This window comes from Serratia sp. PL7, assembly GCF_945957435.1.
Map to the genome: position 1 here is coordinate 37,159 of NZ_CAMFLB010000036.1, position 18,886 is coordinate 56,044.

Annotated in this window: 18 protein-coding genes; 17 read left to right on the top strand and 1 reads right to left on the bottom strand. The window is 57.4% G+C overall.

Features of this window, described 5'->3' with window-relative positions; genetic code table 11:
- The first annotated feature begins 118 nt into the window (after positions 1–118).
- From rluF to N6G83_RS50045, 15 genes are all read left to right on the top strand, one after another.
- On the top strand, positions 119–991 hold the full coding sequence (gene rluF / locus N6G83_RS49975) for a 23S rRNA pseudouridine(2604) synthase RluF (RefSeq protein WP_024528301.1): 873 nt from the start codon (positions 119–121) through the stop codon (positions 989–991).
- A gap of 246 nt (positions 992–1,237) precedes the next feature.
- On the top strand, positions 1,238–1,555 hold the full coding sequence (locus N6G83_RS49980; RefSeq protein WP_021179759.1) for a Rieske (2Fe-2S) protein: 318 nt from the start codon (positions 1,238–1,240) through the stop codon (positions 1,553–1,555).
- A 2-nt stretch (positions 1,556–1,557) separates the two neighbouring features.
- Positions 1,558–1,866, top strand: a complete 309-nt coding sequence (locus N6G83_RS49985; protein ID WP_024484370.1) for a recombinase-like helix-turn-helix domain-containing protein — start codon at positions 1,558–1,560, stop codon at positions 1,864–1,866.
- A gap of 20 nt (positions 1,867–1,886) precedes the next feature.
- Entirely contained in the window at positions 1,887–2,930 is a 1,044-nt protein-coding gene (locus tag N6G83_RS49990) for an aromatic ring-hydroxylating oxygenase subunit alpha (RefSeq protein WP_074029686.1), read from the top strand.
- Positions 2,927–3,682: an SDR family oxidoreductase gene (locus tag N6G83_RS49995; RefSeq protein WP_186579078.1), complete on the top strand. Its 756-nt coding sequence runs from the start codon at positions 2,927–2,929 to the stop codon at positions 3,680–3,682. Before N6G83_RS49990 ends, N6G83_RS49995 begins: the two co-directional genes overlap by 4 nt.
- Positions 3,683–3,719: 37 nt before the next feature.
- Positions 3,720–4,514, top strand: a complete 795-nt coding sequence (locus tag N6G83_RS50000) for an IclR family transcriptional regulator (RefSeq protein ID WP_021806232.1) — start codon at positions 3,720–3,722, stop codon at positions 4,512–4,514.
- Positions 4,515–4,652: 138 nt separating this feature from the next.
- The gene (locus tag N6G83_RS50005) at positions 4,653–5,594 is read left to right on the top strand and encodes a VOC family protein (RefSeq protein ID WP_021806231.1); all 942 of its coding nucleotides are present in this window, start codon (positions 4,653–4,655) and stop codon (positions 5,592–5,594) included.
- Positions 5,591–6,802, top strand: coding sequence for an NAD(P)/FAD-dependent oxidoreductase (locus tag N6G83_RS50010; protein ID WP_211134634.1), 1,212 nt, complete (start codon positions 5,591–5,593; stop codon positions 6,800–6,802). The genes N6G83_RS50005 and N6G83_RS50010 overlap by 4 nt, the downstream gene beginning before the upstream one ends.
- A 24-nt stretch (positions 6,803–6,826) precedes the next feature.
- Positions 6,827–8,089 carry an MFS transporter gene (locus tag N6G83_RS50015; RefSeq protein WP_021806229.1) on the top strand — a complete coding sequence of 421 codons (1,263 nt, stop codon included), beginning with the start codon at positions 6,827–6,829 and terminating at the stop codon, positions 8,087–8,089.
- Between the two features lie 20 nt (positions 8,090–8,109).
- The gene (locus N6G83_RS50020; RefSeq protein ID WP_021179767.1) at positions 8,110–8,634 is read left to right on the top strand and encodes a cupin domain-containing protein; all 525 of its coding nucleotides are present in this window, start codon (positions 8,110–8,112) and stop codon (positions 8,632–8,634) included.
- Positions 8,634–9,452 carry an alpha/beta fold hydrolase gene (locus N6G83_RS50025; protein ID WP_211134635.1) on the top strand — a complete coding sequence of 273 codons (819 nt, stop codon included), beginning with the start codon at positions 8,634–8,636 and terminating at the stop codon, positions 9,450–9,452. The genes N6G83_RS50020 and N6G83_RS50025 overlap by 1 nt, the downstream gene beginning before the upstream one ends.
- Positions 9,449–10,243: an SDR family oxidoreductase gene (locus N6G83_RS50030; RefSeq protein ID WP_024528296.1), complete on the top strand. Its 795-nt coding sequence runs from the start codon at positions 9,449–9,451 to the stop codon at positions 10,241–10,243. Before N6G83_RS50025 ends, N6G83_RS50030 begins: the two co-directional genes overlap by 4 nt.
- 13 nt (positions 10,244–10,256) lie before the next feature.
- Positions 10,257–11,051 (top strand): aspartate dehydrogenase, encoded by a 795-nt coding sequence (locus N6G83_RS50035; RefSeq protein ID WP_024528295.1) that lies wholly within the window; start codon positions 10,257–10,259, stop codon positions 11,049–11,051.
- A 16-nt stretch (positions 11,052–11,067) separates the two neighbouring features.
- Complete coding sequence (locus N6G83_RS50040; protein ID WP_065684507.1) at positions 11,068–12,537, top strand: aldehyde dehydrogenase; 1,470 nt, start codon at positions 11,068–11,070, stop codon at positions 12,535–12,537.
- Between the two features lie 36 nt (positions 12,538–12,573).
- A complete protein-coding gene (locus N6G83_RS50045; RefSeq protein WP_173410111.1) occupies positions 12,574–14,211 on the top strand; it encodes a thiamine pyrophosphate-binding protein in 1,638 nt (545 codons plus the stop codon).
- Positions 14,212–14,267: 56 nt separating this feature from the next.
- On the opposite strand, the gene N6G83_RS50050 is transcribed toward N6G83_RS50045, so the two are convergent.
- Positions 14,268–15,020, bottom strand: a complete 753-nt coding sequence (locus N6G83_RS50050; protein ID WP_074029696.1) for a M48 family metallopeptidase — start codon at positions 15,018–15,020, stop codon at positions 14,268–14,270.
- A 235-nt stretch (positions 15,021–15,255) separates the two neighbouring features.
- Here N6G83_RS50050 and tkt point away from each other — a divergent pair, with 235 nt between their 5' ends.
- Both tkt and N6G83_RS50060 read left to right on the top strand, forming a co-directional pair.
- Complete coding sequence (tkt, locus tag N6G83_RS50055; protein WP_211134636.1) at positions 15,256–17,250, top strand: transketolase; 1,995 nt, start codon at positions 15,256–15,258, stop codon at positions 17,248–17,250.
- 252 nt (positions 17,251–17,502) lie between these two features.
- The gene (locus N6G83_RS50060) at positions 17,503–18,591 is read left to right on the top strand and encodes an ABC transporter substrate-binding protein (protein ID WP_074029698.1); all 1,089 of its coding nucleotides are present in this window, start codon (positions 17,503–17,505) and stop codon (positions 18,589–18,591) included.
- Positions 18,592–18,886: the final 295 nt, after the last annotated feature.

Sequence of the window (18,886 nt, forward strand, 5' to 3'; positions counted from 1 at the left end):
CATAGTCGACCGTAGGGGCGCGGTATGCTGCGCCCGCTTGGCAGCGGCCCTTACCCGTCAACCCATCATGAAAATATTGCCGTGAAGATAAAGTGTATTTCGCGTTTACGGAGGAACCGTGCTGACTAAACCATCTATACGCCTCAACAAATATATTAGCGAGAGCGGCATCTGCTCGCGTCGCGATGCCGATCGTTACATCGAACAGGGCAATGTTTTTATCAACGGTAAGCGCGTAGCGCTCGGCGATCGGGTATTCGCTGGCGACGTGGTCAAGGTTAACGGGCAGCTTATTGAACCCCGTAACGAAGACAATCTGATTTTTATTGCGCTGAACAAGCCGGTGGGTATCGTCAGCACCACCGAAGACGGTGAGAAAGACAATATTGTCGATTTCGTCAACCACAGCACCCGTGTCTTCCCGATCGGGCGGTTGGATAAAGATTCGCAGGGGCTGATCTTCCTCACCAACCACGGCGATCTGGTGAACAAGATCCTGCGTGCCGGTAACGACCACGAGAAGGAATATCTGGTCACGGTCAACAAACCGGTAACCGACGATTTTATTCGTGGTTTGGGTGCCGGAGTGCCGATGCTGGGCACGGTGACCAAAAAATGCAAGGTGAAGAAAGAAGCGCCCTTTGTGTTCCGTATCGTGCTGGTACAGGGGCTTAACCGCCAGATCCGCCGTATGTGTGAGCATTTCGGTTATGAAGTGACCAAGCTGGAGCGCACCCGCATCATGAACGTCGGCCTGTCTGGGCTACCGTTAGGGGAATGGCGCGATTTGACGGATGACGAACTGGTTGAGCTGTTTAAGTTGATTGAAGACTCATCTTCAGAGGCTAAACCTGCGAAGAAAGCGGCCAAGCCCAAGCCTGCGGTGAAAAAACCGGCGAGTGGCGGGCAGAAAACCGCGGATAAAGCGGGCAGTCAAGCACCGGCGCGTAAGCGTTTTGCTCAGCCGGGGCGCAAAAAGAAAGGGCGCTAAGTCGGCGTTTTCTGCCAATCACTGCTAATTAAACGGCCTCAGTCTTGATGACTGGGGCCGTTTTGCTTTGTTTACACCCCCGCTGCATTTTTTCGTGATCCACTCCGCAGTTGTAACTTTAAAATAACCAATCATTAACATTCTTCCCTTTGCCGGCTTGACGAAAGATTCGCCATATCTATAGTGACTGTATTAAATAAGAAACTGAGTTTCATATATGAAACAATCAGATAGAGGACAGAAGCAATGAGCTGGAAGAACGTGTGCGAAGTGTCTCAAGTTAAAGAAGATTTTCCTTTCTCCGCCAACATTGAGGGAAAAGAGGTCGGCGTCTATTTGATCGACGGTCAATATTACGCGCTGGAAGACGTTTGCCCGCATGCCTATGCCTTGCTCAGCCAAGGGTTTGTCGATGACGGAAAAGTGGAGTGTCCACTGCACGAAGCGGTGTTCGATGTGCGTAGCGGCCAATGCCTGCGCGAACCCGGTGGCCGAGATCTGCAAACCTACCCTACCCGGGTGATCGACAATCAAATCCAAATCACCTTTATCGCGGAGGAATAAGCATGCAGCACATTACCGATTTCAACCCTTGGCTGCCGGATACCCAACAGGTGATCCCGGCGCGTGAGGGCGGCAACGGCCAAATCCACCAACCCGGCCAGTTTCAGAATGTGATCTGGCAAACCCGGGCACGTGTGCCAGACGGGTTTGAAACCTCACTGGTAGCCGCGCTGGAAGAGATCTTCGAGCAAGGGGCGGAGGAGCTGGAGCAGATCGTCAGTGCGCTCAATCAGCGTCGTCTGTTCGATCGCAGTGGTCAGCCATGGAATGAAGCCACGTTCCGCGAATTCCTACACGTCAACGGTTTCTGAGCCGCACAGGGAGAAGGACAATGACAGCAAACACAACATCCTCCGCGCAGACGGTACAAGACTATCTGGATCAGGGCCTGCGCGGTATGTGGTACCCGGTATTGGCCAGTTGGGAAGTGGGTAACAACCCGGTGGGCATCACCCGTCTTGAACAACAGATCGTGGTGTGGCGCGATAAACAAGGGGCGATCCACGCACTGGAAGATCGTTGCCCGCATCGTGGCGCTCGCCTGTCGATGGGCTGGAACCTTGGCGATCGCATTGCCTGCTGGTATCACGGCGTTGAAGTTGGTGGCGATGGCGAGGTTAAAGATGTGCCAGCGGTAGACCGCTGCCCGTTGGTAGGGCAGAAATGCCTGAAATCCTACCCGGCGAAAGAGGCTTATGGCGCGGTGTTCCTGTATTTCGGCGTCACTGCCGATGAACAGCCTGCCGAACTGAACTTCCCGCAAGAGCTGGCGGATGAGGCCAACTACAGCAACTTCCTGTGTACCGCCAGCTGGGACTGCAACTATCAATACGCATTGGAAAACGTGATGGATCCGATGCATGGCACTTACCTGCACTCCTCATCGCATTCGATGGCGGAAGGGGATCGCAAGGCCGATATGGCGCTGGAACCCACCGACAGCGGTTTCATCTTTAAAAAGAACGGCCAGATTGGCGTGAACTTCGACTGGGTCGAATTTGGTAGCAGCGGTGCCTATTGGATGCGCCTGTCGATCCCTTACAAAAAGCGTTTTGGGCCAGGCGGCCACTTCTGGATCATCGGCATGGTGGTGCCGGAAGATAAGGATCACTGCCGGGTATTCTTCTGGCGTATCCGCAAAGTGAAAGACTGGCAGCGTGACGCATGGCGCTTTATGTACCGCAACCGTCTGGAAGAACTGCACTGGGACGTACTGGAGCAGGATCGCATCGTGCTGGAGAACATGGCACCGAACGCGCGTGGTCGTGAATACCTGTATCAACATGACGTGGGCCTCTCCCGCCTGCGCCGTATGATGCAGAAAGAGGCACAAAAGCAACTGGCAACGCTTAGCGAGCTGGAGGCGGCACAGTGAACGGCTTGCTGGCAGGGAAACGTATCGTAGTCACCGGAGCGGCGCGTGGACTGGGGCGCAGCTTTGCCGCTGCAGTGGCTCAGGCCGGGGCCAGCGTGGTGATGTGCGATATCCTGGCGGAAGAGTTGCAGGACAGCGCCGCCAGCCTGCGTGAGCAGGGGGCACAGGTTGAAGCTCAGGTTATCGATCTGGCTTCACCGCAATCCATCACTGCGGCATTCAGTGCGATTGCCAAGGGCGGCGCGATCGACGGGTTGGTGAACAACGCTGCGATGGCAACCGGTGTCGGTGGCAAGACCATGATGGAATACGACATTGAACTGTGGGACAAGGTCATGCAGGTCAACGTGCGGGGGACCTGGTTGGTGAGCCAGGCGGCGGTGCCATTATTAGCCCAAACGCCGCATGCCAAAATCGTCAACGTTGCCTCTGATACCGCCTTGTGGGGGGCGCCGAAACTGATGGCCTATGTGGCGAGCAAAGGGGCGATCATCTCGATGACCCGCTCCATGGCACGTGAGCTGGGGCCGCAGGGCATCTGCGTCAACGCCATTGCACCGGGCTTGACGCGCGTTGAAGCGACCGAATACGTCCCTGCCGAACGGCATCAGCTGTATGAGCAAGGCCGGGCACTGGCAGGTGCACAGCATCCGGACGATGTGACCGGTAGCGTGCTCTATCTGCTGTCGCCGCTGGCGGATTTTGTCACCGGCCAACTGATACCGGTCAACGGTGGTTTCGTGTTTAACTGACCGCCTGACGGACAGGCAAACATTTTAGGAGCAGCACATGGCAGACGACCAAGCGTGTAAATATCTGATCCCGGGGCTGGATCGCGGGTTACAACTGTTGCTGGCCTTCGGCGAGCAGCATAAGGAAATGACCTTTGCAGAATTACATCGCCTGGTCGATATGCCAAAGGCAACCGCCTACCGCGTGGTGCAAACGCTGGAGCATCTGGGCTTTTTGGAGCGCAATCCACGCACCAACACCTTTGCGTTGGGGATCAAAGTACTGCGTCTGGGCTTTGAATATATCGCCTCGCTGGACGTGGCCCAGGCTGGCCAACCGGTGATCGAGCAGCTGCGCGATCGTAGCCAATGCAGCAGCCATCTGGCGATCCGCGATGGACATGACGTGATCTATATCGCCCGCGTCAGCGCGGCTGGCTCGCAGATTAACCAGGTCAGCGTGGGCACCCGTTTACCGGTTCACCGCACCTCGCTTGGCCGGATGCTCCTGACCAGCACCAGCCGGGAAGAGTTTGAACGCCTGTTCCCGCATGAAGCCTTGCCCGATGCGGCGCCGGGGACACCGGCCAATCGCGAAGCGCTGTGGCAGATGGTGCAGCAGGATAAGGCCCGTGGCTATGTGATTGGCGAATCCTTCTACCGCCACGGCATTTCCTCGATCGTCTATCCGATCTTTAACCGCGAACAGCGGGTGGAAGCGGTGGTCAGCATTATGGTGCCGTCCGATGAGATCCCAAAGGCGGATCGTGAGCGGTTGCGTATGGAAGTCCGGGATGCCGCAGTGAAAATATCGGGCCTGTTAGGCGCGCCACCGCAGGCTAACGTCGGCTAACCGGCCAAACGCTTTGTTATCTGGGCGACGCTATTCGCCCACTACCAATCACTCAGGCAGGGATAAGACTCATGAGCTTCATGGGCCGGGGTCGATCATGCCTGAAAAACGCATTCAGCGAGAACGTGAGGCACAATAATGAGCATAACCGGAATCGAAAAGCTGGAATTTGGCGTCGAAGATCTGCCAACGTGCGAAAAATTCATGCAAGACTTCGGTCTGCAACCGACGCTACAGCATTGGGGCGAACCGCGCCGTGAATTTACCACGCTGAGCGGTGCTAGCGTGGTGCTGTATCCGCAAGACAGCGAGGTCTTACCGGCCGCGTTTGAGGCGGGTTCAACCCTGCGCCGCATGACCTGGGCAGTTGAAAGCCCTGCGGCGCTGGCTGCGTTGCAGCCCCTGTTGGCGCAGATGCCTGGTTTCCGCCACGTTGGCGAAGAACTGGAATGCCGCGATCCCAACGGTATGACGCTGCGTTTTGCCGTTACGGCGCAGCAACCGGTGGAGCTGCCCGTTTCGCCCATCAACCAATGGGGCGATGTACGCCGCATCGACCAGCCAAGCCCGGTTTATGCCAAAGCCGAGCCGGTCAATATTGGCCACGTAGTGTTCTTCGTTGAGGATTTGGCTGCTACCGAGCGCTTCTACTGCGATCTGCTCGGTTTCCAGGTTTCCGACCGCTATATCGACCGCGCCGTCTTCCTGCGCACCCAGGCACGCGGTGGCCATCACAACCTGTTCCTGCTGAAACTGCCTAACCGCCCACGGGGCCTGAACCACGTCGCCTTCACCGTACGCGATATCCATGAGGTGATCGGCGGTGGCATCGCGATGAATAAAGAGCAGTGGAGCACCTTTATTGGCCCAGGCCGCCATCCGATCTCCTCGGCCTATTTTTGGTACGTCAACAGCCCGACCGGCGGTGCCTTTGAGTATTACACCAATGATGACTACCTGACGGAAAACTGGCAGCCGCGTGAGCTGGAGCATTCGCTGGTGTCGTTTACCGAATGGGCGGTCGAAGGCGGTATCGATCACGATACCCGCCGCCAACATAAGAAGCCGGGGGCGGTATGAGCCAACCAACCCGTGCAGGCATTGTCATTATCGGCGGCGGTCAAGCTGGTGGTTGGGCGGCGAAAACGCTGCGCGATCGCGGCTACAACGGCAGGCTGTCAGTGATCAGTGACGAGCCTTATGATTTTTACGAACGCCCACCGCTCTCCAAGGCGGCGCTGTTGGATGGTAGTGCGCCACTCAGCCGCCTGTTCAGTGAAGAAGTGGTGGCCGGGATGAATATCGATTGGCATCGTCCGCTACGTGCCGAAGCCATCGACGGACAGCAGCAAATCGTCACGCTCAGCGACGGCAGCCAACTGCAGTTCGATCAACTGCTGATTGCGACCGGTGGCCGACCACGCCTGCCGGATGCCAGCTGGGCCAAGCACCCGCGAGTAATGACCTTACGTTCCTGGGATGATGCGGCACGCCTGCGCCAGGGCCTGCAACAATGCCAAAAGCTGGCGATTGTGGGTGGGGGCTGGATTGGGCTGGAGATTGCCGCCTCGGCCCGCAAGCTGGGCGTTGACGTGACGGTGTTTGAGCGCCAACCCGCGTTGTGTATGCGCAGCGTAGGGGCCAGCGTTTCCCAGGCGTTGTTGGAACTGCATCAACAGCAGGGCGTCACCGTGCATTGCGACTGCGGCGAGATCACGCTTGAAGATCGCGATGGTGAAGCCTGGATTGGCAGTGCCAGCAGTGCTGTGCAGCCCTTCGACCTGGTGGTTGTCGGTATCGGTGTTGAGTTGAATCTGGAACTGGCCCACAGCGCAGGGCTGAAGCTTGAAGGCGGGATCGTCGTAGATGGACAAGGGCGTACCAGCCATCCGGCCATTTTTGCCGCAGGCGATGTTGCGCGCCATCCAACCCTCGGCCTGTGTCTGCAATCCTGGGCCTACGCACAGAATCAGGCGATTAGCACCGCTTGCGCCATGTTGGATGCGTTTGCCGCACCTTACGATGATGTTGCCTGGCTGTGGTCGGATCAATACGACGCCAATATCCAAATCCTGGGCGTTCCTACCGGCGGCGTTCACCAGATAGTGCGCCGCACGCCGCAGTCACAACTGTTCTTCACCCTGAATGCCGATCGGCAACTGGTGCAACTGGTCGCGTTTAACGACGCACGCACCATCAAGCTGGGTAAACGCTGGCTGGCCAGCGGCCGGGTACTGGATCCGCAGCAACTGGCGGATGTGGAATTTTCTCTGATGGCGTTGAAATAACGCCCGACCCAAAGGGAGCGTTTTATGACTACGCAAGATATCGACGCCCGCAGCGGTCGGGTGGGGGATGCTGTTGCCGAAAATTCGCCAACCAGCGTGCGTTGGTCGGTGCCGGCAGCCCTGTTTGCCTGCGTGTTACTGGCGTTTTTCGACAAGATCAGCATTGCCGCGCTGTTTTCTGACCACGAGTTTCAGCAGGCGATGGGCATCGGCTTTGATCCCACCCGGCTCGGGCTGCTGATGAGTGCCTTTTTGTTCTCCTACGGCTTCTCTTCGATGTTGTTGAGCGGCATTGGCGATCGGCTCAATCCGGTCAAAGTGCTGATTGGCATGATGGTGACCTGGGGCGTACTGATGGTGCTGATGGGGATGACGCGCTCTTATCACACCATGATGACGCTGCGTATCCTGCTGGGCATCGCCGAAGGGCCGTTGTTGCCAATGGCCTATGCCATCGTGCGCCAGGCTTTTCCGCAGCGCCTCCAGGCACGTGCCACCATGCTGTGGCTGCTGGGGACTCCGATTGGCGCGGCACTGGGCTTCCCGGTCACGCTGTTTATTCTCAGCCGCTTTAACTGGGAAACCACCTTCTTCTTTATGGCGTTTCTGACCGTGCCGGTGATGTTGCTGGTGCTGTTTGGCATGCGTCACCTGAACGTGGCACGCCCGGCGGCCAGCACCACCAGTAAACCGGCCGTTGCCGAACGCAAGCAACTGCGCCGCGAACTGTTCAGCACGCCACATTTCTGGATGATTTGCCTGTTTAACATCGCATTTCTCACCTACCTGTGGGGTATGAATGGCTGGCTGCCGAGCTATCTGATCGAAGGCAAAGGCATTCATCTGGAGCACGCCGGATACCTGTCGTCACTGCCGTTTATTGCCATGTTGCTTGGCGAGGTGGTAGGGGCCTGGCTGTCGGACAAGATGGATCGCCGAGCGTTGGCCTGTTTCATCTCGCTGTGCGGTGCAGGGATCGGTTTAGGTGTCGTTCTGTATATGCAGGGCACCTACAGCGTGATCGCCGCCATGTCCTTCAGCACCTTTATGTGGGGAGCCGGCGCGCCAAACATCTTCGCGCTGTTGGCCAAGGCCACCAGCAGCCGGGTGAGCGCTACCGCTGGTGGGGTATTTAACGGATTGGGTAATTTTGCCGGCGCATTGGCACCGGTGCTGATGGGGGCTCTGATCGCCGCCACCGGCAATATGGATAACGGTTTGCTGTTCCTGGTGGTGATGGCCTTTGTCGGCTGCGCCATTCTGCTGCCGTTACTGAATAAGTATTGATGCAACGAAGGAGAGACAACATGTCCCAGGTTGAGAATAAAGCCGGCATCAAGCCGCAGGATCTGACAATGGAAAAGTGGGTGGAATCGCGTATCGCCCGTTTTGAAGGCCGTAAGTATGACTGGAACGCACTGAAGTTCCAGGCCGATTACGATCCGAAATACCGCCGGGCGCAGATGCGCTATATCGGCACCGGTGCCACTGGCGTAGTCAGCGACACCAACACCATTCCGGCGGGGAACTTTACCTTCTCCACCATGGTGCTGCCGTCAAAATGTGAGGGGCCATTACACCTGCATGACGACGTTGAAGAAGTGTTCTTTATGCTCAAAGGCAAGATCACACTGATGATCCAGGACGGTGAAGAGTATTACGAAACCATCCTGAAAGAGCGCGATCTGATTTCTGTTCCGGCGGGGGTTTATCGCGGCCTGTTCAATCACGGTGAAGAAGAAGCTCTGATGTGCGTGATGCTCGGTACTGCCAAGCCGGAAACCCCGACTTACCCGGCCGATCACCCGTTGTCGAAAGTGAAGCGTAACTGATGAACAGCTTACCGGAACGCCAGCAGGCGGATTGTGGAGGCCAGCGGCTAAGTTGGCGCGAAGCCGGGCATGGCCGGGCAGTTGTGCTGCTGCATGGCATCAGTTCCGGTTCTGCTTCGTGGGTGAAGCAGTTCAGCGATCGCGCCCTGACAGACGGCCACCGCCTGATTGCCTGGGATGCTCCAGGTTATGGCGGTAGTGCAGCGTTGGCACAGACAGAGCCAGATGCTGCTGCTTATGCCAACGCGCTGGCGGGGTTGATCGCCGAGTTGCAGTTACAACAGCCGTTGATTGTGGGGCATTCGCTCGGTGCGTTGATCGGCAGTGCCTTTGCCGCTGCCAACCCGGATGGGCTGAGAGGGCTGGTACTGGCCGATCCGGCTCAGGGCTATGCCACAGCGCCGCTGGAAAAACGCCAGCAGGTATATGGCCAACGCAAAAAGATGATCGAAACGCTTGGCCCACAGGGCTACGGCGAACAGCGTGCGGCAGCATTGTTACGTGAAGATGCGGATCCGCAGGATATTGCCTGGGTACGCAGCGGCATGCAGCAACTTAATCCGGCCGGTTTTCTCAGCGCCGCCTGGATGTTGGCCAATGACGATATCAACCGCTACCTGGTGCGCTATCGCGGCCCGTTACAGGTGTGGTGTGGCAGTGTCGATCGCATCACGCCACCGCAGGGGGCCGCAACGTTGGCACAACAGCAGGATGCGACAATGCGTCTGATTGATGCGGCGGGGCATGCCAGCTATCTCGATGCGCCAGCGCTGTTTAACCGCTATTTGCAGGACTTTACGGGGGCAATCCAACCATGAATTTTCAGATTGAGCGGCGAGTGGCGGTGGTCACCGGAGGATCCTCGGGGATCGGTTTTGAGACGCTGCGTTTACTGCTGGCCGAAGGGGCGAAGGTGGCCTTCTGTGGCCGCAATCAGGACAAACTGGCCAGCGCCGAGGCCAGCCTGCGTGAAGAGTTCCCGCAGGCGGAGATCCTGGCGTTACGCTGCGACGTGCTCGACGCCGAGCAGGTTGCCAAGTTTGCCGAGCAGGTCAGCACGCATTTTGGCGCAGTGGATATGTTGATCAACAACGCCGGGCAGGGGTTTGTGGCGCATTTCGATCAGACGCCGCGCGAGGCCTGGTTACATGAGGCTGAGCTGAAGCTGTTCGGGGTGATCAACCCGGTGCAGGCCTTTTTACCGGCGCTGGAGCGCTCGGATATCGCCTCCATTACCTGCGTTAACTCACTGCTGGCCCTGCAGCCGGAAGAGCACATGATTGCCACCTCGGCAGCCCGTGCCGCGTTGCTCAATATGACGCTGACCTTATCCAAAGAGCTGGTGAGCAAAGGAGTCCGCGTCAATTCCATCCTGCTGGGGATGGTGGAGTCGGGCCAATGGCGGCGGCGTTTCGCCGAGCGCCAGGATCAACAACAAAGCTGGGAACAGTGGACGGCGGCGATTGCCGAGCGGCGTGGCATCCCGATGGGGCGTTTGGGTAAACCGCAGGAACCGGCACGGGCGCTGCTGTTTTTAGCCTCCCCGATGTCCTCCTTTACCACCGGCGCGGCGCTGGACGTTTCCGGCGGCTTCAATCGCCATCTCTGACGGGACTGAAAAGATGAAGAAGATCATGATGATTGGCTATGGCGCGATGGCAAAAGAGGTGCTGGCGCGCCTGCCGGAGGGCGTGGCAGTCGGTTGGATCGTGGCACGGGAAGCGCATCATGCCGAGATCGACGCCGCATTTGCCGGGCAGGTGCAGGCTTTGACCCATCCTGACCAGTGTACCGGGCAACCTGACTTGGTGCTGGAGTGTGCTAGCCAGCAGGCGGTCGCCGAGTTTGGTGAGGCCATCGTTAAACGTGGCTGGCGGCTGGCAGTGATCTCTACTGGCGCCCTGGCAGATGCCGCATTGCAGCAGCGTTTGCAGCAGTCCTGCGCACGTTACCACGGGCGGCTGATCGTGCTGTCTGGTGCGGTGGCGGGTATGGATGGCCTGGCTTCGGCGCGGGAAGGCGGGTTGGACAGCGTGACCTATCAGTCCAGCAAAAGCCCGGCCAGTTGGCGCGGCAGCCCGGCGGAAAAAATGATTAATCTGGATGCGGTCAGCGAAGCCCAGGTGTTCTTTGAGGGGTCGGCGCGGGAAGCCGCAAGCATGTTCCCAGCCAACGCCAACGTAGCGGCCACCATTGCGCTCCATGGCTTGGGGATGGATGCCACGCGGGTACGCTTGCAGGTAGATCCGCATACTCAACGTAATACTCACCGCCTACAGGTGTGTGGCCAGTTTGGCGAGTTCCAGATTGAGCTGTGCGGCAACCCGCTGGCCAGCAACCCGAAAACATCAACGCTGGCGGCGCTGAGTGCGGTACAAGCCTGCCGCAGTTTGGTGGACGGCGGTTTTATTGCCTGAATGGCAGGAGCAAAGCATGGAAACGTTAAAGATTTTTCTTGCCGGCCGCTGGTGCGAAGGGCGTGGCGAAGAGATGAGTTCGGTTTTCCCGGCTGATGGCAGCGTGAATGCTCGCCTGCGAGCGGCGAACGTCGAGGATGTGAATGAGGCGGTTGCGGCGGCAGAAAAAGCCTGGCGCGAGCCGAGCTGGCGTGGATTGGTGCCGCATCAGCGTGCGGCGATCCTGCATCGCGTTAGCGATTTGATTACTGAACAAGTGGAAGCTCTGGCGCAGTTGCAAACCCGTGACAATGGCAAACCACTGGCGGAAACCCGTGGTCTGGTCATGAGTGCGGCAGCTACGGCTCGCTATTTTGCTGCGGCCTGCGAGGTGTTGGAGGGTGAACTTCCTACCCAGCGTAACCGTGATGCGATGACGCTGAGCCAGTATCAGCCGCTGGGCGTAATAGCGGCGATCACGCCGTGGAACTCACCGATTGCCAGTGAAATGCAGAAGGTGGCTCCGGCGCTGGCGGCAGGGAATGCGGTGGTACTGAAACCGGCAGAAGCCACGCCGTTAATGGCGCTGAAGCTGGCCGAACTGTTTGAACAGGCAGGCTTGCCTGCCGGATTACTCAGCGTATTGCCGGGCAAGGGGTCGGTGATTGGTGAAGCCTTGGCTCGCCATCCGTTGGTGAAAAAGATCTCCTTCACCGGCGGGACTTCCACTGGCCGTCATTTGGCACATATTGCCGCAGAAAAACTGATCCCTACATCGCTAGAGTTGGGAGGCAAGTCGCCCACTATCGTGCTGGAAGATGCGGATCTGGAACAGGCGGCACGTGGCATCTGCTACGGCATTTTCAGCTCGGCCGGGCAGGCATGTATCGCCGGATCACGGTTGTTTGTGCACCGTTCGCTGTATCAGCCGCTGTTGGCCCGTTTATGCGAGCTGACCGCCGGGCTGCGTATTGGTAACCCGCTGCAAGCCGGTGTCCACCTTGGCCCGCTGATCAGCCACAAGCATCGCCAGAGCGTGGCGGACTACGTGGCCTTGGCTCAGCAGGAGGGGGGCCGGGTGCTCATTGGCGGTGAAGCTCCTGCCGATCCGCAGTTGGCTCAGGGCTGCTACTACCTGCCGACCATTATTGAAGGGCTGAGCAACAGTGCTCGCACCTGCCAGGAAGAGATCTTTGGCCCGGTGCTGGTGGTGTTGCCGTTTGATGATGAACAGCAACTGATCGAACAGGCCAACGACTCGATCTATGGCTTGGCGGCCGGGATCTGGAGCCGTGATTTTGCCCGCACGATGGCGCTGGCGGAACAGCTGGAAACCGGCACCGTCTGGATCAATACCTACAAGACATTCTCGATTTCCACACCGTTTGGCGGTTTTAAACAAAGCGGCCTGGGGCGCGAAAAGGGCCTGCATGGCATCCAGGCCTATATGCAGCAAAAGAGTTTGTATCTCTCCCTCAGCAATCAGCCTAACCGCTGGAGCGACTGACGTACCCTACGATCAAAGACAATAAGAAGGCAGATGATGAGCGAAAAAATTACGGTTGGTGAGGCGATAGCCCGAACGTTGGAACAGTACGAGGTGGCGGCAATGTACGGCATCATCTCGATCCACAATCTGCCGATTGCCGATGCCGTTGGGCAGCGTGGCGCGATCCGTTTTGTTCCGGCGCGCGGTGAGGCAGGTGCTGTAACCATGGCTGATGCCCACGGGCGCTTTTCTGGCTTGGGGGTGGCGCTGACCAGCACCGGTGCCGGAGCCGGTAACGCCGTCGGTGCGATGATTGAAGCGCTGAACGCCAATACGCCGCTGTTGCATATCACCGGTCAGGTAGAGAAAGCCTATCTGGACGCCGATGCCGGTTTTATCCACGAAACCAAGGATCAACTGGGCTTCCTGCGCGCCTGTTCGAAACAGGCCTACCGGGTGAACTCGCCAGAGCAGGCGGTTGCGGTGATCCAGCGCGCCATTCTGGATGCTCAGACCGTGCCTTGTGGCCCGGTGGCGGTAGAGATCCCGATCGATATTCAGAACAGCCTGGTTCCCGCCAGCCTGGTAGGGAAGGTGGTACAGCCTCCAGCGCTGCCTGCTGCGGATGAAGCTGCGGTTGAACGTCTTTACCAGCAGGTGAAGCGTGCCAAACGTCCATTACTGTGGGTTGGTGGTGGTGCGCTGGCCTGTCGTGAGGCGGTGAAACAGTTGGCGGATGCCGGTGTGGTAGTGATCTCCAGCACCCATGGGCGTGGGATTTTACCGGATAGCCATCCGCGCAGCCTACGGGCCTTCCACAACTCGCCAAGCGTTGAGTCTATCCTGACGCAGTGTGATTTGACGCTGGTGGCCGGTTCCCGCCTGCGGAGTAACGAAACTCGTACCTGGTCACTCCCACTGCCGCGCCCGTTGGTACAGATTGATATCGATCCGGCGGCGGCTAACCGTAATTATCTGGCGGATGAGCAGGTTTATGGCGACTGTTCCGCCTTGCTGAGTGCGCTGGCAGCACGCCTGGCACCCGGCGAGAAAGTGAATGCCGAGTGGGATGCCGAGATTGGCCGTGCGGTGGAGTTGGCCGAAACGGCACTGCGCCAGCAGTCTGGTGAATACGCCAAACTGAACGATGCTATCGCCGCTGCGCTGCCGCAGGATGGCCTGCTGGTACGTGATATCACCGTTTCTGGCAGCGTGTGGGGTAGCCGCCTGTTCCGGGCCATTTCGCCTTTATGCAATATTCACTCGCTGGCAGGAGCGATCGGCATGGGGTTACCGATGGCGATCGGCACGGCCATTGCCAACCCGCAGCGTAAAGTGGTTGGCTTGGTTGGGGACGGCGGTTTGGCGCTGGGCCTGGGGGAACTGGCAACCATGGCGCAGGAACAGGCCAATATTACCTTACTGATCATGAACGACGGCGGCTATGGCGTGATGCGTGGCATTCAGGACAAGTATTTCTCTGGACGCCAGTATTATAACGAACTGCATACTCCGGCGTTCTGCCAGGTGGCAGAGGCGATGGGGCTGAAAGCCTGGAAAGTGAGCGATGCTGCGCAGTTTGGTGGCGTGCTGGCAGAGGCGATTAATTACCCAGGGCCATCGGTGGTAGAGGTTGATATGAAAAGCGTTGGGCCGTTGACCTTCGCTGGCCCACCGCAGAAGCTGTACTGACCGTTTACTCAGTTCCCTCTCTCCAGAGGCGTACTCCCAAGAGAGGGAACATAGAGTTACTTACCGGCAGCGATGCGATCGCGAATGTGCTTGGCACGGGCTTCGGAAGTTGGGTGGCTGTCAAACATGCTGCTTTCATGACCACCGTCTAATTTCGCCAGTTTATCGAAACTGGTAGCCAGGCCAGCAGGATTGATGCCGCGTTTTTTCAGCAGATCGAACGAGTAATCATCCGCTTCGCTTTCCTGTTTCTGAGAGAACTGGGCATTGACCAGTTTTTCGCCCAGATCGGCCAACTGCGACTGAGACAATGAGGCTGCTACACCGCCAGCTGAAGATGCTGCGGTACGTAATGCAACTGTCCCATAAGCGACCTGCATGGCTTTACGAGTGTGGCCCAGCGCAACGTGGCCCATTTCATGGCCCAGTACGCCTTCGACTTCGTTATCATCCATCATGTCCATCAGGCCGCTGTAGACGCGGATGCAGCCGTTTGCCATCGCCCAGGCGTTGACGTCTTTGGTCACGTAAACCTTGTAGTTTGCAGGGGTACCGTTGATATTATCCCCCAACGCTGCGGCGATCTTGTTCAGGCGCTTGGTATATTCGCTGCTTGCTGGCGCGATTTGCTCCTGGCTATCCATCTCTGCGCAGGATTTATCACTGAGTGCCTTGACGTCGCTATCGCTCAGCGTCGCCGCCTGGTAGGCCTGGGCACCGGATTGTAGTAGGGTATCGGTATTAAGGTTTTGACAGCCGCTCAATAAAGCAGTAATGCTCAGTGCAATCAAAGAAGTACGGATTTTCATCGTTCTATCGTCCTGTGATAGTAAAGGGGGGTGGTACTGTGTTCTGCTGCCATTATTCTGCGCATAGCCTAGTGTACGGCAGGCTTGGCTGAAATAGCCATATTCCGAAATGTGTCCCGAACGTGCGCATTAGTGATGAACTCGCTCTCATTCGGTATTAGGGATTGCTGTTTCAATGCCGAGTCTGAGAAAATAGAAATCTTGATCGCTTTTTTAATCCGACCTGGAGTAAAACATGTCCTCTCGTAAAGAGCTTGCCAACGCCATCCGCGCACTCAGTATGGACGCCGTTCAAAAAGCAAATTCCGGCCACCCGGGCGCCCCTATGGGCATGGCAGATATCGCCGAAGTCCTGTGGCGTGACTACCTGAACCACAACCCTACCAACCCGCACTGGGCTGACCGTGACCGCTTCGTGCTGTCTAACGGCCATGGCTCAATGCTGATCTATAGCCTGCTGCACCTCACCGGTTACGATCTGCCGATGAGCGAGCTGGAAAACTTCCGCCAGCTGCATTCCAAAACTCCGGGTCACCCAGAATATGGTTATACCCCAGGCGTAGAAACCACTACCGGTCCGCTGGGCCAGGGGATCGCTAACGCGATCGGTTTCGCCATTGCCGAACGTACGCTGGCCGCGCAGTTCAACCGCCCAGGCCACGAGATTGTTGACCACCACACCTATGCCTTTATGGGCGATGGTTGCATGATGGAAGGCATCTCTCACGAAGTTTGTTCCCTGGCTGGTACCATGAAGCTGGGCAAACTGACTGCGTTCTATGATGACAACGGCATCTCCATCGACGGCCACGTAGAAGGCTGGTTCACCGACGATACCGCCAAGCGTTTCGAAGCCTATGGCTGGCACGTGGTGCGTGGCGTTGACGGCCACAACAGCGACTCTATCAAAGCCGCGATCGAAGAAGCCCGTAAGGTCACCGACAAACCTTCCCTGCTGATGTGCAAAACCGTGATTGGCTTCGGTTCACCACACAAAGCGGGCACCCATGATTCCCACGGTGCTCCACTGGGCGCAGCTGAAGTTGCGGCTACCCGTGAAGCTCTGGGCTGGAAATATGCCGCCTTCGAAATCCCGCAGGATATCTATGCCCAGTGGGATGCCAAAGAAGCTGGTAAGGCTAAAGAAGCCGCCTGGAACGAGAAACTCGCCGCTTACGCCAAAGCCTTCCCAGAATTGGCCGCAGAGTTCAAACGCCGCACCAGCGGTGAACTGCCAGCCAACTGGAAAGCGGAAGCGAAGAAATTCGTTGAGCAGTTGCAGGCTAACCCGGCCAACATCGCCAGCCGTAAGGCATCACAGAACTCACTGGAAGCCTTCGGTAAACTGCTGCCTGAATTCCTCGGTGGTTCTGCGGACCTGGCACCAAGCAACCTGACCATGTGGTCCGGCTCCAAGTCTCTGGGTGACGATCTGGCGGGTAACTACATCCATTACGGCGTGCGCGAATTCGGCATGACCGCCATCACCAACGGTATCGCGCTGCACGGTGGTTTCCTGCCGTACTCTGCGACCTTCCTGATGTTCGTGGAATACGCCCGTAACGCGGTGCGTATGGCTGCGCTGATGAAAATCCGCAACGTGTTCGTCTACACCCACGACTCTATCGGTCTGGGCGAAGATGGCCCAACGCACCAGCCGGTTGAGCAGTTGGCCAGCCTGCGCGTGACGCCGAACATGAGCACCTGGCGTCCTTGTGACCAGGTTGAATCGGCTATCGCCTGGCAGTACGGCATCGAGCGCAATGACGGCCCGACCACGCTGGTGTTCTCCCGTCAGAACCTGACCCAGCAGCCACGTACCGCCGAGCAGTTGGCGAACGTTTATCGCGGTGGTTATGTGCTGAAAGACTGTGCAGGTACGCCGGATGTGATCCTGATTGCCACCGGTTCTGAAGTGGGCATCACCGTTGAAGCCGCCGACAAACTGACCGCCGAAGGGCGTAAAGTGCGTGTGGTATCCATGCCGTCTACCGACGCCTTCGACAAGCAGGACGCGGCCTACCGTGAATCCGTGCTGCCAGCGGCAGTGTCTGCTCGCGTAGCGGTGGAAGCGGGTATCGCGGATTACTGGTACAAGTATGTTGGCCTGAACGGCGCGATCGTGGGCATGACCACCTTCGGTGAATCTGCTCCGGCAGAGCAATTGTTCAAAGAGTTCGGCTTCACCGTCGACAACGTGGTAGCCAAGGCTAACGCGTTGTTGAAATAACGACTGAGCTTTAACTGTGCGAGGGGCGAATATTCGCCCCTTATTTTTTACTCCCCACCCACTCACCTTTCTCTCTCCTCAGCCCAGACAACATTAAGAAATCCTTAATGATTGGATAATCATGGCTGTTGCTGTCCAAAAATCGCCCACCATCACAAAACAGCAACATAGCGAATTAACGGCGTTGCTTAACCACCGCCATTCGCTATATGTTAATTTTTGGTTTTATAAATGTAACTAGGAGTTAATGGTATGTTTTTTAAGATTGGCGTATCTATGGCGGCGGCGGCCGTCTTAATCTCTGCTCCGGCCTTTGCCCAGTTCCCGGCAGGCTACCCGGCCGATTATCAAAAGATTGTCGATGCGGCGAAAAAAGAAGGCAAGGTGGTGGTGTATTCCACCACGGATACCAAAGCCGCAGGGGCACTGATCCAGGGGTTTGAAGCGCTGTATCCTGGTATCAAAGTAGAATACAACGATATGAACAGCACCGAGCTGTATAACCGCTATATCAGCGAGCAGGCGGCTGGGGGCACTAGCGGTGACGTGGTGTGGAGTTCTTCTATGGATACCGCGCTGAAGCTGGCCACCGACTATGCGTTGGAATATGCCTCGCCAGAGCTGGGGCAACTGCCTAAATGGGCCGTGTGGAAAGATAAGGCCTATGGCACGACTTATGAGCCGGTGGTGTTTATCTACAACAAGCGCCTGATCCCGCAGAGTGAGGTGCCGGACTCCCATGCCGCGCTGGCTAAGCTGATTGCCAGCCAGCCGGATAAATTCAAAAAGAAAGTCACCACCTATGACATCGAGAAGTCGGGCCTGGGCTTCATGCTCTCGGTGCAAGACTTCAAGGCCGATCCAAACTACTTCGCTACCTTGGCCTATATCGCCAAGGGCGGGTTGGCCGTGCAGTCTTCCACTGGCACCATGATGGAAAGGGTTTCCTCAGGCGAAAACCTGATTGGTTTTAATATCCTGGGGTCCTATGCCGAGGCGCGAGCCAAAACGGACCCTTCACTCGGTATCTCGTATCCCAAAGACTACACGCTGGTGTTGTCACGAGTGACCTTTATCAGCCAGGAAGCGGCCAACAGCAATGCGGCCAAACTGTGGGTGAACTACGTGCTGTCTGAGCAAGGGCAGAATATCCTGGCCAACAAGGCGGATATCCCCTCCATCCGCAACGATATCGAAGGTAAGAACGACATCGATGGCATGACGCAGATGCTGGGTAAGGCGTTGAAACCGATCCCGGTGGATGAAAGCCTGCTGGAATATCTGGAACCTGCCAAGCGCCTGGAGTACATCAAACAGTGGCGTACCGCCGCTGCGAAGTGATGACGGAATAGGGCACGCCAATCATTGTTACCCCTCACCCCAACCCTCTCCCACAGGGAGAGGGAGCTGGTACGGGGTTGGGGGCAGGTGCAGAAGTTAATCTGTAACAGGATTAATGCTTGGGGCGGGTGTCGTGATTAAGTCGTGGCACATTCAGTCCCCTCTCCCTGTGGGAGAGGGTTAGGGTGAGGGGAACTGCACAGAGTCTTTCCTGCGTTCTCCTTCAGCATGAAGCCTGTATTGCTTAAACAGGGAACTCTACCCCGGTGCATCTCAGGATGCAGGGGGATATCAC

What these genes read in the sequence shown, in the direction of transcription:
- N6G83_RS49985 (WP_024484370.1), top strand. Translation starts at nt 1,558, where the DNA reads ATGCAGCACATTACCGATTTCAACCCTTGGCTGCCGGATACCCAACAG.
- N6G83_RS50035 (WP_024528295.1), top strand. Translation starts at nt 10,257, where the DNA reads ATGAAGAAGATCATGATGATTGGCTATGGCGCGATGGCAAAAGAGGTG.
- N6G83_RS50050 (WP_074029696.1), bottom strand. Translation starts at nt 15,020, where the DNA reads ATGAAAATCCGTACTTCTTTGATTGCACTGAGCATTACTGCTTTATTG.
- N6G83_RS50010 (WP_211134634.1), top strand. Translation starts at nt 5,591, where the DNA reads ATGAGCCAACCAACCCGTGCAGGCATTGTCATTATCGGCGGCGGTCAA.
- N6G83_RS50045 (WP_173410111.1), top strand. Translation starts at nt 12,574, where the DNA reads ATGAGCGAAAAAATTACGGTTGGTGAGGCGATAGCCCGAACGTTGGAA.
- N6G83_RS49980 (WP_021179759.1), top strand. Translation starts at nt 1,238, where the DNA reads ATGAGCTGGAAGAACGTGTGCGAAGTGTCTCAAGTTAAAGAAGATTTT.
- N6G83_RS50060 (WP_074029698.1), top strand. Translation starts at nt 17,503, where the DNA reads ATGTTTTTTAAGATTGGCGTATCTATGGCGGCGGCGGCCGTCTTAATC.
- N6G83_RS50040 (WP_065684507.1), top strand. Translation starts at nt 11,068, where the DNA reads ATGGAAACGTTAAAGATTTTTCTTGCCGGCCGCTGGTGCGAAGGGCGT.
- N6G83_RS49990 (WP_074029686.1), top strand. Translation starts at nt 1,887, where the DNA reads ATGACAGCAAACACAACATCCTCCGCGCAGACGGTACAAGACTATCTG.
- N6G83_RS50030 (WP_024528296.1), top strand. Translation starts at nt 9,449, where the DNA reads ATGAATTTTCAGATTGAGCGGCGAGTGGCGGTGGTCACCGGAGGATCC.
- N6G83_RS50025 (WP_211134635.1), top strand. Translation starts at nt 8,634, where the DNA reads ATGAACAGCTTACCGGAACGCCAGCAGGCGGATTGTGGAGGCCAGCGG.
- N6G83_RS50000 (WP_021806232.1), top strand. Translation starts at nt 3,720, where the DNA reads ATGGCAGACGACCAAGCGTGTAAATATCTGATCCCGGGGCTGGATCGC.
- N6G83_RS50020 (WP_021179767.1), top strand. Translation starts at nt 8,110, where the DNA reads ATGTCCCAGGTTGAGAATAAAGCCGGCATCAAGCCGCAGGATCTGACA.
- N6G83_RS50005 (WP_021806231.1), top strand. Translation starts at nt 4,653, where the DNA reads ATGAGCATAACCGGAATCGAAAAGCTGGAATTTGGCGTCGAAGATCTG.
- tkt (WP_211134636.1), top strand. Translation starts at nt 15,256, where the DNA reads ATGTCCTCTCGTAAAGAGCTTGCCAACGCCATCCGCGCACTCAGTATG.
- N6G83_RS50015 (WP_021806229.1), top strand. Translation starts at nt 6,827, where the DNA reads ATGACTACGCAAGATATCGACGCCCGCAGCGGTCGGGTGGGGGATGCT.